This is a genomic window from Nitrobacter sp. TKz-YC01, assembly GCF_047824785.1.
GTDB lineage: Bacteria > Pseudomonadota > Alphaproteobacteria > Rhizobiales > Xanthobacteraceae > Nitrobacter.
The window spans coordinates 2,683,272-2,696,115 of sequence record NZ_CP181167.1 but is presented as its reverse complement, the minus strand read 5'-3'; the positions used below and the strand labels follow the sequence as shown (position 1 = coordinate 2,696,115).

12 protein-coding genes are annotated in these 12,844 nt (G+C 61.8%); 6 read left to right on the top strand and 6 right to left on the bottom strand.

The genetic code is table 11. The annotated features are described in order from the left end of the window. Positions 1–74: 74 nt before the first annotated feature. The 4 genes from hemP to ACMYR2_RS12765 are packed head-to-tail and all read left to right on the top strand — an operon-like array spanning position 75 to position 3,158. Complete coding sequence (hemP, locus tag ACMYR2_RS12780; RefSeq protein WP_347264083.1) at positions 75–281, top strand: hemin uptake protein HemP; 207 nt, start codon at positions 75–77, stop codon at positions 279–281. Further along, positions 278–1,258 (top strand): heme/hemin ABC transporter substrate-binding protein, encoded by a 981-nt coding sequence (locus ACMYR2_RS12775; protein ID WP_416193034.1) that lies wholly within the window; start codon positions 278–280, stop codon positions 1,256–1,258. The genes hemP and ACMYR2_RS12775 overlap by 4 nt, the downstream gene beginning before the upstream one ends. Further along, complete coding sequence (locus tag ACMYR2_RS12770) at positions 1,255–2,352, top strand: iron ABC transporter permease (protein ID WP_347264085.1); 1,098 nt, start codon at positions 1,255–1,257, stop codon at positions 2,350–2,352. Before ACMYR2_RS12775 ends, ACMYR2_RS12770 begins: the two co-directional genes overlap by 4 nt. Further along, positions 2,349–3,158 (top strand): heme ABC transporter ATP-binding protein, encoded by an 810-nt coding sequence (locus ACMYR2_RS12765; protein WP_347264086.1) that lies wholly within the window; start codon positions 2,349–2,351, stop codon positions 3,156–3,158. Before ACMYR2_RS12770 ends, ACMYR2_RS12765 begins: the two co-directional genes overlap by 4 nt. Positions 3,159–3,215: 57 nt before the next feature. Here ACMYR2_RS12765 and ACMYR2_RS12760 read toward each other — a convergent pair whose 3' ends face one another. The 6 genes from ACMYR2_RS12760 to ACMYR2_RS12735 form a co-directional block, all read right to left on the bottom strand. Beyond that, positions 3,216–4,379, bottom strand: a complete 1,164-nt coding sequence (locus ACMYR2_RS12760) for an amidinotransferase (RefSeq protein ID WP_347264087.1) — start codon at positions 4,377–4,379, stop codon at positions 3,216–3,218. Between the two features lie 26 nt (positions 4,380–4,405). After that, positions 4,406–4,726, bottom strand: coding sequence for a multidrug efflux SMR transporter (locus ACMYR2_RS12755; RefSeq protein WP_347264096.1), 321 nt, complete (start codon positions 4,724–4,726; stop codon positions 4,406–4,408). Between the two features lie 113 nt (positions 4,727–4,839). Then, on the bottom strand, positions 4,840–6,342 hold the full coding sequence (locus tag ACMYR2_RS12750; protein WP_416194095.1) for a PepSY-associated TM helix domain-containing protein: 1,503 nt from the start codon (positions 6,340–6,342) through the stop codon (positions 4,840–4,842). A 71-nt stretch (positions 6,343–6,413) separates the two neighbouring features. Next, positions 6,414–7,688: a TonB-dependent receptor gene (locus ACMYR2_RS12745; RefSeq protein WP_416193033.1), complete on the bottom strand. Its 1,275-nt coding sequence runs from the start codon at positions 7,686–7,688 to the stop codon at positions 6,414–6,416. Between the two features lie 16 nt (positions 7,689–7,704). Continuing rightward, positions 7,705–8,748 (bottom strand): TonB-dependent receptor plug domain-containing protein, encoded by a 1,044-nt coding sequence (locus tag ACMYR2_RS12740; RefSeq protein WP_416193032.1) that lies wholly within the window; start codon positions 8,746–8,748, stop codon positions 7,705–7,707. A gap of 102 nt (positions 8,749–8,850) precedes the next feature. Continuing rightward, positions 8,851–9,225, bottom strand: a complete 375-nt coding sequence (locus ACMYR2_RS12735) for a DUF2946 domain-containing protein (protein WP_347264090.1) — start codon at positions 9,223–9,225, stop codon at positions 8,851–8,853. Between the two features lie 332 nt (positions 9,226–9,557). Between ACMYR2_RS12735 and ACMYR2_RS12730 the strand changes: the two genes are divergently transcribed. Both ACMYR2_RS12730 and ACMYR2_RS12725 read left to right on the top strand, forming a co-directional pair. After that, a complete protein-coding gene (locus ACMYR2_RS12730) occupies positions 9,558–10,694 on the top strand; it encodes an SDR family oxidoreductase (RefSeq protein WP_416193031.1) in 1,137 nt (378 codons plus the stop codon). Positions 10,695–10,793: 99 nt separating this feature from the next. After that, positions 10,794–12,662 (top strand): glycoside hydrolase family 15 protein, encoded by a 1,869-nt coding sequence (locus tag ACMYR2_RS12725; protein ID WP_416193030.1) that lies wholly within the window; start codon positions 10,794–10,796, stop codon positions 12,660–12,662. The last annotated feature ends 182 nt before the right edge of the window (positions 12,663–12,844 follow it).

Here is a 12,844-nt window from a genome sequence, read left to right as displayed (position 1 = left end):
AATTTCGACGGTTGGTCTGAAGCGGCACGTACCTGTAAAGAGTTCTAGCATCTCAAAACAGGCTGAGCGGCTGAATGCCGGAAATATCGCGGAAGAAACACCAGGCTTTAAAGAATGATGAAGCCACTGTCCTCGTTGGAGAGCGCAGCATCACGATGCGAGAAGGCATGCTCGACAGTAAAGAACTATTCTCCGATGGTCGTGAAGTCATTATCGCGCACGGAGCAGAGAATTATCGCTTGCGGCTGACGTCGCAGAATAAGCTGATCTTGACCAAATGAACCTGCATTCCAGATCGTTCTCACGATGGCCAGCCGTGGCTTGTGTTCTTGCAACGGCGGCGGTGGCGACAATCCTGCCTTCCGTGCCGTCACGATCCGACGGAATCACGGTGCGCGACGCGAGCGGTCACGACATTACGGTCGACGATCCCTCGCGCATCGTCGCCATCGGCGGTGCGGTCACTGAGATTCTCTATGCGCTTGGACTTGAGAGCCATATCGTCGGCGTCGATTCAACCAGCCTTTATCCCGCGGCGGCTCTGAAGATGCCGAATGTCGGCTATATGCGTCAGTTGTCCTCGGAGGGCGTCCTCGGATTGAACCCGTCGGTGATCTTTGCGATGCAGGGATCGGGGCCGAAGGAAACGCTTGACGTTCTGCAGGCGGCGAAGGTGCCGCTTGTTCTTGTGCCCGAGACCTATTCCGAGCAGGGTATTCTCGACAAGATTTCCCTGGTGGGACACGCGCTGAAAGCGGACGGGCGCGCCGCCTGTCTCACCGCGGCCGTTGCCCGGGATCTCGCTCAACTGAAAGGCCTGCGAGCCAGGATTGAGAAGCCGGTTCGCGTCATGTTCGTGATGTCGCTCGTGAACGGCCGCGCCATGGCGGCGGGGCGTCATACCGCCGCCGACGAGATCATCAAGCTGTCTGGAGGCATCAACGCCATCACTGAGTATGAAGGCTATAAGCCGATCAGCGACGAGGCGATTGTTGCCGCCAAGCCTGATGTTGTCCTGTCCATCGACAGGGGCAAGGACTCGCTGACGCCGGACACCATCTATCAGCATCCCGCCTTTGCATTGACGCCGGCTACGGCGAACAAATCGTTCATTTCCATGGAGGGACTTTATCTTCTCGGGTTCGGTCCACGAACCGCGGCCGCCGCGCGCGATCTGTCGATTCGACTCTACCCGACGCTCGCGTCCGAGATCGACAAGTTCACTCCCGCGGCGCCGACCGTTGATTGCGTGAAATGACCGCGATCGACGGGGTCGGAAGCGCAGAACCATCCCTCAGGAGCGCGAGTTCGCGCCCTGCTCCCGCCCTTCTGTATGGCTGCCTGCTGCTGTTATTGTCGGGCGTGGCGATCGCCGCGGTGACCGTGGGCGCCGCAGGCATCCCTCTTGGCCGCGTGCCGGTGGCGCTGGGACTTTGGACGAGTGAACAGGCCGGTACGCTGCTCGCGCGCGATCAACTCGTGCTCTGGTCGATCCGGATCCCGCGCATTCTGGCCGCCGCCGTCGTTGGCGGTCTGCTTGCGACGGCCGGCGCAATCATGCAGGGCCTGTTTCGGAATCCGCTGGCCGATCCGGCGCTGGTCGGCGTTTCCAGCGGTGGTGCGTTTGCCGCTGCGAGCGCCATTGTTCTGATTGACAGCAGTTACGGCGACACCTTCCGATTCATGCAGAATGCGGTCCTGCCGCTGGCGGCGTTCCTGGGTTCGCTTGTCACCACATTTGTCCTCTACGGCATTGCCAGCCGCACGGGACGGACGTCCATCGCGATTTTTCTTCTGGCGGGCCTGGCGATCGCCGCGATCGCCAATGCCGGGCTTGGGCTTCTGGTGTTCATCGCGGATGACCGGCAGCTGCGCGACATCACGTTCTGGATGCTTGGTTCGCTGAGCGGCGCGACCTGGAGCAAGGCGCTGACGATTGCGCCGGTCCTCGTCATCGGCGTCGTCGCGTGCTTCCGGATCGGCCGGGGGCTGGACCTTCTCGTGCTGGGCGAGTCCGAAGCATTCCATAGCGGGATCAATGTCGAACGGTTGAAGCGGGCATCGATCGTTCTAATATCGGCCATGACCGGAGTCGCGGTCTCGATCTGCGGGGTCGTCGGGTTCATCGGCATTGTTGTGCCGCACCTCCTTCGATTGATGATCGGCCCTGGTCACAGGATGCTGCTTCCGGCATCGGCGCTTCTCGGTGCGATTCTGGTTGTCGGCGCCGACACGCTGGCCCGGACCATTGTCGCGCCCGCTGAAATGCCGATCGGTATTTTGACGGCGGCGATCGGCGCGCCGTTTTTCCTTGCGATCCTGCTTCGGCAGCGGGGGCTGGCCGGGCTATGAGGCCGATCATCGAAACGCACTCAGTGACGATGCGGATCAACGGCGCGACGCTGGTCGATGGGATCGACCTCAGCGTCGGAAACGGAGAGATGGTTGCGATCGTTGGTCCCAATGGTGCCGGAAAGTCTACCCTTCTTCGCCTGCTTTCCGGCGATCTCCAGCCGACGCAAGGACGTATCGAACTCAAGCAGGCCGATCTGAGATCCTACTCCGCATCACAATTGGCAACCCATCGCGCGACGCTGTCGCAGCACGTCAACGTCACGTTTCCATTCACGGTCGAGGAGATCGTCCGCATGGGGGCGGGCGACATGGGAATCGCCGCCGCGCATCCGCTTGTCGAGGCGGCCATGGACGAGGTTGCCGTCCGTCCGCTCCGTAGCCGGCAACTGCCGACGCTCTCGGGCGGCGAACAGCAGCGCACCCATTTCGCGCGTGTCCTCGTTCAACTGGCGTGCGGCGAAGCGCTTCATGGGCCGGGATTACTCCTGCTCGATGAGCCGACATCAAGTCTGGATCTGCGCCATCAGATCGAACTGGTCGAAATCGCCAGCCGGCGCGCCCGCAACGGGACAGCCGTGATCGCGATCCTGCACGACCTTAATCTCGCCGTTCGATTCGCCAGCCGCATTATTGTGATTCACCGTGGCGCTGTGGCCGCCGATGGCCGTCCCGCGCAAACAATCACCGACGAGTTGATCCGAAGGGTGTTCGAAGTCTGTGTTGATATTCAGCATCACGACGATGGAAGCCCGGTTTTGCTGCCTCAAGCGATGAAATCGATCGGGCCGGGCAACGTCTTGTGATCCGCTCATAGCGTTTCCGGGCGAAGCATGTCCTCCGGCTCGACACGGAACGGATGATCAGAAGTAGCTTTCGAGGCTGCCCCGTCGCCGAATGTCGAGCGTTGCGCAATGAAACGCGCCGCCAAACGCGCCATAGTGCAGGAAATCGCAAGGCACCGGCTCAAAGCCCCATTTCTCCAATGCCTTGATCATCGATGTGTGATGCCGCTCGACGACGACATGCTTCTCGTCGAGAGTCAGAACGTTCATACTCAACCACTTGCCGCACATGGAGGTGATCTTGAGCAACCGGTCTTCGATCGGGTTCGGCTCTGGTGCGACCAGGATCTCCCAATCTTTCAGGATGGGAGGCAGGCGGCTGATATCCAGGTACTCCGGATTGACGAGAACTTTACCAGGCGCCAGCGGCACGAAAGTCGTATCGATGTGCATCGGCATGCGACAGCGGCTTTCGATCTCGTGGATACGATAGCCACGATCCGACAAATGCCGCCGCAGCCACTCGATGCCCATTGCGTTGGTCACGTTACTCTTCTGAACAAAGAGATCCCGGCCGCAACGCATGAAGTCAGCCGCATCAAAGACCGGCTCCCATTCGGTCAGGACATAACCGATGGGATCGCCTTCCTTTGGAATACGATAGGCGTCGTCGAATAGCTCTTTCCTCAGTTCGGGTTTCGGCGCCGATGTCCAGCGAGCCCCGGCCCGGAAGTACTCCTTCAGGAGCGTCCGATAGGAATGAGTCTCGAAATAGCGGGTTGGCCATGCCATCGGCGTCTCGATGATTTCATCGCCGATGACCAGCATGGAATCGCGCGGGCAGGCATTGATGAAACCTCTCGCACGCCAGTTGGGCGTTCCGAAACGGCGCTTCCAGTCTATGGCATCCGGCCTGCGGACCTTGATCCCAAACGACTCGAGAATCTTGATAAACCCATCCAGCTCGCGTTGAGCGGGTTCCGACATGATTTTGGGGAACCGCATTCCGGCGACAAGCGCGTGAACCTTTTTGGCGGCGAGACCCGGAATATTGGAAGTCACCGTTGGATGGTTCGAAGGGATTGTCGCGCCTTCGAGCCGGCCGACGATTACCTCTTCCAGCGGATCCCATTCGTTATGGGAGCTGACGGGGCACGCCTGCGGCGCAGACGGCGAATCGTCCCTCGCGCGATTTTCATCCTGCTCACGGTTGGAAGGGTGACCAGAGGTGTCCAGCATCATTTAGCCTTCCCCGAAATTCGTTAAGCTCAAGCAGGTGAAACGACTTTGAGGCCGACCATGCCGATGATGATCAGCCCCAGGCATGCGAACCGCGCCGTTGTCGCGGGCTCGGCAAAAAGCCACATGCCCAACAGAGCTGTTCCGGTAGCCCCAATTCCAGTCCAGATTGCGTAAGCTGTGCCGACCGGCAAGGTTCGAATCGCGATCGACAACAGCATGAAGCTGAGCGCCATTCCCAAACCGGTGAACACGCTCGGCCACAGACGCGTGAACCCGTCCGTGTACTTCAAGCCGATAGCCCATCCTGTTTCAGCAAGGCCCGCAAGAAAAAGGTAAAGCCAAGACATCTGGGCACCGCTGGCTGTCCTGCCGCTCAAGACGGCCGCGCCCGATATAGGCCAGGGAAGGCGCACAAGGCAAGCCGCCGGCACATCGCGACGGGCTTTGCCGCGCGCCATGCCTATTCACCGATCGCTCGCTGTTTGGGCCGAAGCCGGTACGCAAACGATTGTTCCCACAGCCGGTCGGCAATCATCGCCAGAGCCAGTGACGCCCCCGCCAGCGGGAATATCACGCAGAGCCCGATGACGATCATCGCCGACGTGCGCAGCCGCGGAGACGATAGCGGCTGGGGTGCTCCAAACTCTCCTTTCGGACGTCGCCGCCACCACATGAGGGGACCTGTGATCGTCAGGACGATGATGCCGATGCAGGGGATCAGCATCACGATCTGGTTGAGGCGTCCGAAGTAGTTGCCCATGTGGATCTGGACGCCGAGTTCCACGGCCTTCGCGGCCCATCCGTAGTCCGCGAAATGAATATCGCCGACCACGCGGCCAGAATACTGATCGACATGGAGCGTGCGCTGCGTTTCCGGCTGATCGGGATAGCTGAAGGCGGTGAATACGCCGCTGGCGTCCTTCGGCAGTATCAGGCGATACGGAGCCATCAAACCCTCGCGCGTCAGGATCACGGCAACGTCGTCGACGTCGAGCGAGCGTTTCGCGGCGGGCTCGGAGGTGATGTGCCCATGATGCCCGGCATGCGGATCGGAATCCGGGATCGACGCCTGCTCCAGCGTCCACGGCGCGGCCTTGCCCACAACGTCCTTGACCGTCGTCGTGGACGGCGCCGCTCCGTGAAGCCTGTGGCTTGCCGGATAGCCGATGCCGGCGAGGTCGGTGCCGCGGCGCAACAAGTCGCCCCAGAAGGATGCCCAGGGCAGGCCGGTGAGTATCAGGAACATGATCAGGAAAGCGGACCACATTCCGACCACCGCGTGCCACTCCTTCCAGAACGGCCGTCCCCGCCGGACAGAGACTTTCACCGCTTTACGGAAGCGGTGAAAGACTCTGTCTTTATGTTTTGACGCGTTTTCTTCACGCGAACCGGATTCCACTTCGCTCGAAAACGCTATAATTCGTGGATAGAGAACGCCGCCGAGACGGAAGCGGCCGCGCGGCCACCGCAGGTAAAGGCCCGTCGCCACCAGGATGAAGCCCCAGCAGGCCGCAAGCTCTACGATATTGTCGCCGATGCGTCCCAGCATCAGCGAACCGTGAGCCACGTCGGCAAAGCCGACCAGCGTGCGGGCATAGACATAGGAGCCGAGAACCCGGCCGGTGCCGGGATCGACGAACACGCGAACCGGATCACCTGCCGCCGGTGTCACGAACACTTCCACGCTGCGATCCGGCGCACGGGGCGTATCGATGCGCGTGACCGTTCCGCCCGGATAGGCGGTGATCGCAGCCTCGGCCATCTTGCTGAGCGGCACCGGATGGGACACCGGCGTCACGATGCGAAGGTCACGATGGAGCACATCGTTGATCTCGTCATTGAAGAGATAGATCGCGCCCGTCACGGCGAGAATGAACATGAAGGGTGCAACCACGAGACCGGCATAGAAATGCCAGCGCCAGACCGTGCGGTGCAGAGCCAGGGCGGAGAAGGAGTTGGGCATCGGCGTTTGCTTTCGGACATCGAAAAGGGAACGGCTCGCTGGAGCATCGACGAGACGGCGTGTTTCACGCATCAGAACCTGATGTTGTAGGAGAGGTCGAAGTTGCGCGGCGCGCCGAGATACACCTGGGTGGGACTGTATCCGGACCAGTTCGCATAGAATGCGTTGGTGAGATTGCGGCCGCGCAGCCGCAACGTTCCGCCGCCGATGTCGTAGGCCAGCCAGGCGTCAAACAGGGTTCGCCCGCTCACCTCGATGGTGTTGGCGGTGTCGGTGTAGAACGATCCTACATGCTGCGCCGATGCGCCGATTGTCAGTGGCACCGGATCGAACCGATAGCTGGTCGAGACCATGAACGCCTGTGCCGGCACATTGATCGGACGGTTCCCGCGCAGATCAAGCGTGGCGCTGCGCAACTCGGTAAACTCCGCCTTGATGAAGGACGCGTTCGCGTTCACTTTCCACTGCGGCGTCAGTGATACCGCGACGTCCAGCTCCACGCCGCGTGAGCGCTGGCTGCCGCCCTGCACCGTCAATGCCGGCGTTGTCGGATCGCGGGTCAGGATATTGTTCTGCTCGATCTGATAGACCGAAGCGGTCGCCACCAGACGGTTGTCCCAGAGCGACGATTTGATTCCGCCCTCGATCGAACTTCCGGTGGACAGATCGAACCGGCCGTTGGCGATATTGCTGAGCAGAAGCCCCGAGACCGGAATGGCGGCCCGATTATACTGACCAAATAACGCCGTCCCCGGCGTTACGTTGTAAACCGTTCCGACCCGCCACGAGAGATTGTCGAACGTCTTGTCGAAGCGGGCGACCGTACCCGTGTTCAGATCGTCGATCCGGCGATCGAGTTTCATGCTCTCGTGCCGTATGCTGGCGAGCATCAGCCAGTCCGGCGTCAGGTTGACGGCGTTCTCCGCGAAGGCTGCGAAGGTTTTTAGTCCACTGGTGAAATCCTGCCGGGTCGGGAAGTTCGCCGCCGTATCGGCAGGGAAGTAGCCGCGAGCCGGATTGAACGGATCGACCGGCGTGGTGGATCCGAACCGTCTGTGCGAGCCGAAATCCGTATCGGTGTATTCGAGTCCGGCCGCGAAGCGGTTACGAAACCCTCCGATGACGCCGTCGTAGGACGCCGCCGCGCGTTCCGACCAGATCTGGTGCGCGTGCGTGATTTTTGTTGTCGAACGGTCGAGCAGGCCGCTCACGGAATTAAACGTGAAGTCTTCGGAACTGGCCCAGTACCGGTCGGCCTTGAAGAAACTGAGATCGTTCCTCAGTGTCCAGTTGTCGGTCAGCCTGTATTCGGCGCCGCCGCGCAGCCAGACAGTGTCCGACGTCATCAGCCCGTTCTCGACATTATAATTCTGATTGCGAATCGAACGGTCGATCACAAGCCCGCCGGGAGCCGAGACGAGGTTCGTGGGATCGCGCGCCAGCGAGCGGGCGATCAGCGGAGTGCCCTGATAGGGCGTCCGCGTCGTGAAAGAAGCTGGCGGAGCCTGTAAAGGTAAGCCTGTCGGTCGGGGCGAGCGTCCCGCCGGTCGTCGCGCCGACCTTGCGCGATCGGGTGTCGTTGATAAAGCCGTCGGATTGTCCGTAACTCAGCGTGGAGCGGACGGCCGCGTTCGATCCGATCGGAGCGTTGATATCGATGCCCGTCCGCAGCGAGTTGAAGCTGCCATAGCTCAACAGGCCCTGGGCGCCTGCCTGGCCGAGCTTGGGCTGCTTGGTTACAAGATTCACGGCTCCGGCCAAAGCGCCGACACCCTGAATGACGGACGCGGGCCCTTTCAGAATCTCGACACGCTCGAAACTGAAGGTGTCGAAATCCCGGGAGACGATCAGCGGGTCTGGCGCGCGAACGCCATCGACCGCATATCCTGTCGCTGCGCGGGAGAACCCGCGCATGGAGATGACGCCGGGTTCGCCGGGGAGGTTTCCGGACATGACGCCCGGAACCGAGTTGAAGGTCTCCACCATCGTGCGGAGGCCTTTTTCCTGCATATCCTGCTGTGTGATGATGTTGACGGTGGCCGGTGTCTCGCGCGGCGTCAGCCCGACGAGGCTGCCGGCCGCATTCGGGATACCGAGATTCAGCGGGCCCGGCGCTCCTTCCGCATTCATCGTGTGGGTCGCGGTGGCGGGGAGGGTGGCTGACGGCGTGACCGCGGGGGCTCGCGAAGCCGATTGACGCGTTGTGCGTGGTGCGGCGGAGGCGCGCGAGGCGCGGTTCGGCTGGGATCGAAGGGATTGCCGGACCGGTTCGGTGATCGTAACCGCCGGCAGTACGGTATCGGAATTCGGCTGCGCGGAAGCAGTCGAGCAGGATTCGATCGCGGCCACGGTTGCGAGCACGCAGCAAAGCGCGCCGCCCCGGCCGAGGGCGGTGTCGTTCGACATGATACATATCCTGATGCCGGGCAATCGCCCCCGGCGTTCAATCAAACAGATCGGACCGCCGCGAACGCGAAGATGTCGCGGCGGTCCAGCGGATGTGTTGAATCAGGAAATGAAGGGAGGCGCGCGCGCTTGCGCGTTCGAGTGGGCTGCGAGCGGCCGCAGGTCGAAAATCAGGTCGCGCCAGGTGACGCGGGTTGCGTCACGCTCGATCCTGACTTCGAAGGCTTGCGGATCCGGGGGCGGTGCCGCGGCGTGGTGGACGAGGCAACACAGGGTGCAGCAGGCGCCGTGCATCTGCTGCGGATCGTCCTCGCGATCCTGCGAAAGGCTTGTGTCTGACGCGTGCGAGCATATCGCGCCCACCAGCGGATCGATCGTGGCCGGGCTGAACGCCAGGCACGCGGCAACGGGCGCGAATATCTGCACCAGCATCGCAAGCATGACGATCGGAAGAAATCTTCCCAGCCGCCGACGCATGATCTCCTTGGCCTTTCACGATGACACATGACGCGAGCGCGCATTCATAGCGCGGCGCATTCGTTGGATCATGCGGTATCATGCCGCACGGGCCGCCAAATCGAGCAGCCTCCACACATAAGCACTATATGCGGGATGCCCACGGCGAACATGCGATGCCCCGTGCAACAGGACAGGATCGTCCGGCTGGTGAGGCACGCAAGCGGCTGTCCACGCAAGCGAGCCGCGATCTTTACAGACCCACCGCGCGAGCGTCGGGCTGCGGTGGGGAAATCGCCGGGCGTGCTGGCTGGTTGGGCAATTCTCCTACAGCCAACCTGGCTACCTGCTCGATGCCGGGATTGGAACCATCGTTCATCCTCGCGGTTGGAACCTGTGCAATCCAAGGCGGTGCGATGTTCGCGATCGAGCAGGTCTTCCGAAAACACGTTTCTGAAAGCCTTCAAGGCAAGGTGGTGATGATCACGGGTGGTTCGGCCGGGGTCGGCCGGGCAGCCGCGCGGGCCTTCGCGCGCCAGGGCGCGAATGTCGCCTTGCTTGCGCGCGACGTTTCGGGACTCGAGGATGCGAAAGCGGAGATCGAGTCCTTCGGCGGTGAAGCAAGGATCTTTCCGGCTGATGTCGCCGATGCGGAAGCCGTGTTCGCAGCGGCGGCCCAATGCGAAGTCGAGCTTGGGCCGATCGACATCTGGGTCAACAATGCGATGGCGACCGTCTTCTCCCCGGTCGAGCAGTTGACGCCGGAGGAGATCAGGCGAGTAACGGAGGTGACCTATCTCGGTTATGTGCACGGGACGCTTGCAGCGCTTCGCCATATGCGGCCGCGGGATCGCGGCGTGATCGTGCAGGTCGGGTCGTCGCGCGCTTATCGCGGCATTCCCCTGCAAGCCGCTTACTGCGGCGCCAAGCACGCGGTGCGTGGCTTCACGGATTCGCTGAGAACGGAGTTGCTTCATCACCGCAGTAACGTCGCCGTCACGGCGGTTCATCTTCCAGCTGTCAACACGCCGCAGTTCGAATGGGCGCGCACAAGGATGCGCAAGGCGTTCCGTCCGGTGACGCCGGTCTATACATCCCGCGCGGCGGCGTTCGCCATCGTCCATGCCGCGACACATCCGAAACGGGAGTACTGGCTGGGCGGAACGACGTCGCTCACGATCATCGGCGATATGCTGTTTCCCGGCCTGCTCGATCGCTTCCTCGCGCGTGAGGCGGTGGATCGACAACAGAAGGAAATGGAGATCGGCGCCAACCGATCCGACAACCTCTTCTCGCCTGTCTCCGGGCGACATCGCACCAACGGCGCCTTTAGCGCAGAGGCACGGCCGAATCCCGCAATGCTCTCCGCGCAGACGATCCGCTTCGCGACGATTGCGGGAGCCTGTGTCCTGATCGGCTTCGCTGGCGCGGTGTTCGGCGCCAGGCGCGCATCGGCGGCACGAATCGAAAAGCGATGCCGCTCGCGATAAACCTCGGCCGCAACCAACGGAGCCAGCAATGCATACCAGACTTCGCCACTCACGCCGTCCCGGTATCGCACGGCCTTCCATGGCCGCGTTTCCCGCCCGATGAGCATCGGCATATTCAGCGGCGTTACGAACCGTGCCATCGGAGACTACGCTCTCATCGGTGATTGTGAGACAGCCGCGCTGGTGGCGAAGGACGGCTCGATCGACTGGCTGTGCTGGCCGCGCTTCGATTCGGGAGCCTGCTTTTCGGCGCTTCTTGGATCGGAGAAGCACGGACGCTGGCGGATCTCGCCGGCGCGGGAGATCACCCGCAGCTCACGGCGCTATCGCGGCGATACACTGATCCTGGAAACGGAATTCGAGACGCGGCAGGGAGCGGTTTCGCTCATCGACTTCATGCCGATCCGCAAGGATCGTCAGGTCTCCGAGATCGTGCGGATAGTGGTGGGCAAGCGCGGTCGTGTCGACATGCGCATGGAGGCCGCCTTCCGCTTCGATTATGGGCGCATCGTGCCGTGGGTCTCCAGGATCGAGGACGGAGAGATCGAGGGTGGATTATTACGCGCGGTGGCGGGACCGCATTCGGCCATTCTCAAATCCCCTGTCCCAACCCACGGCGAAAACTTCACGACGGTCGCGGAGTTCTCCGTTGGTGAAGGCGAGCGCGTCCCTTTTGTCCTGGCTCATGAGGCTTCTCATCTTCCTCCTCCGCGCATTTGCGATCCCGAACAGGCGTTGGACGAGACCGAGGCCTATTGGTCGGAGTGGTCCGGGCGCTGTCATTATGACGGTCCATGGAAGGAGGCGGTGACGCGCTCGCTGATCACGGTCAAGGCGCTGACCTACCGGCCCACCGGGGGCATCGTCGCCGCGCCGACCACATCGCTGCCCGAGCAATTCGGCAGCACGCGCAATTGGGACTACCGCTTCTGCTGGCTGCGTGACGCGACCTTCACGCTGCTGTCGCTCATCAACGCGGGCTACCGCAACGAGGCCGAATCCTGGTGCGATTGGCTGCTGCGCGCCGTTGCAGGTGCGGCCTCGCAGATTCAGCCGCTCTACGGCATTGGCGGCGAGCATCGCAATGACGAGGTGGAACTCGACTGGCTGCCGGGCTTCGGCGGGTCCCGTCCGGTGCGGATAGGCAACGGCGCCTATTCCCAGCTTCAGGTCGACGTCTTCGGCAACGTGATGGATGCGCTCCACGCGGCGGCCGCATCGGGCCTTGATCTTCACGAGGCGTCGGCGGGACTTCAACGCGAACTACTCAAGCATCTTGAAAGCGTGTGGCGGGAACCCGACGAGGGGATCTGGGAGGTGCGCAGCGGTCGCAAGCATTTTGTGCATTCGAAACTGATGTCGTGGGTTGCCTTCGACCGCGCGGTGATCTCCTGCGAGGAATTTGGTCTGGCGGGACCGGTCGACCGCTGGCGGGCGTTGCGTGATGAAATTCATGCGGAGATTATCGAGAAGGGATTTGATGCCGAGCAGGGGACCTTCGTGCAGTCCTATGGCTCCAAGGTTCTCGATGCCTCGGTGCTGCTGATGCCAATCCTCGGTTTCCTGCCCCCGGACGATCCGCGTATTGTATCGACCACGCGTACGATCGAACGCGAGTTGTCGAAGGACGGCTTGCTACGGCGCTACGATACCGGGAAGGCCGAAGACGGTCTGCCGGCGAGTGAAGCCGCCTTTCTCGCCTGCAGCTTCTGGCTGGCCGACAATATGATCCTCCAGGGCCGGAAGCACGAAGCGCGCCGTCTGTTCGAGCACCTGCTGTCGCTGCGAAACGATGTGGGTCTGCTTGCAGAGCAGTACGATGTGAAGCGGCAGGCGCAGGCGGGAAACTTTCCTCAGGCATTCTCGCATTTCGCGCTTATCGACACCGCGTTCAATTTCGCCGGGATCAAGGGTGCTGCGCGAGAAGCCCATATGAAAAATCAGAAAAATGCTCGAACCGGAATGTAGTTTATGTTTATCTTTGGCCGGCAGGGCGGGATGCTGCGAACGAACGGCGGTGACGAATGTGGGATTCAATACCAAAGTGGGTGCGCTACGGCGTCAGCGTGAGCGTCGTCATTCTGGTCGCGATCGCCATCTGGTACATGATCCAATAGGCGATACGCCGGACGCGAGATAACATCGCCGAC

Excerpts from the sequence above, each read along its gene's own strand:
- ACMYR2_RS12755 (WP_347264096.1), bottom strand. The coding sequence starts at position 4,726 with ATGTCTTGGCTTTACCTTTTTCTTGCGGGCCTTGCTGAAACAGGATGG.
- ACMYR2_RS12735 (WP_347264090.1), bottom strand. The coding sequence starts at position 9,225 with ATGCGTCGGCGGCTGGGAAGATTTCTTCCGATCGTCATGCTTGCGATG.
- ACMYR2_RS12725 (WP_416193030.1), top strand. The coding sequence starts at position 10,794 with ATGAGCATCGGCATATTCAGCGGCGTTACGAACCGTGCCATCGGAGAC.
- ACMYR2_RS12740 (WP_416193032.1), bottom strand. The coding sequence starts at position 8,748 with ATGTCGAACGACACCGCCCTCGGCCGGGGCGGCGCGCTTTGCTGCGTG.
- ACMYR2_RS12765 (WP_347264086.1), top strand. The coding sequence starts at position 2,349 with ATGAGGCCGATCATCGAAACGCACTCAGTGACGATGCGGATCAACGGC.
- ACMYR2_RS12760 (WP_347264087.1), bottom strand. The coding sequence starts at position 4,379 with ATGATGCTGGACACCTCTGGTCACCCTTCCAACCGTGAGCAGGATGAA.
- ACMYR2_RS12730 (WP_416193031.1), top strand. The coding sequence starts at position 9,558 with ATGCCGGGATTGGAACCATCGTTCATCCTCGCGGTTGGAACCTGTGCA.
- hemP (WP_347264083.1), top strand. The coding sequence starts at position 75 with ATGCCGGAAATATCGCGGAAGAAACACCAGGCTTTAAAGAATGATGAA.
- ACMYR2_RS12770 (WP_347264085.1), top strand. The coding sequence starts at position 1,255 with ATGACCGCGATCGACGGGGTCGGAAGCGCAGAACCATCCCTCAGGAGC.
- ACMYR2_RS12775 (WP_416193034.1), top strand. The coding sequence starts at position 278 with ATGAACCTGCATTCCAGATCGTTCTCACGATGGCCAGCCGTGGCTTGT.
- ACMYR2_RS12745 (WP_416193033.1), bottom strand. The coding sequence starts at position 7,688 with ATGACGTCGGACACTGTCTGGCTGCGCGGCGGCGCCGAATACAGGCTG.
- ACMYR2_RS12750 (WP_416194095.1), bottom strand. The coding sequence starts at position 6,342 with ATGCCCAACTCCTTCTCCGCCCTGGCTCTGCACCGCACGGTCTGGCGC.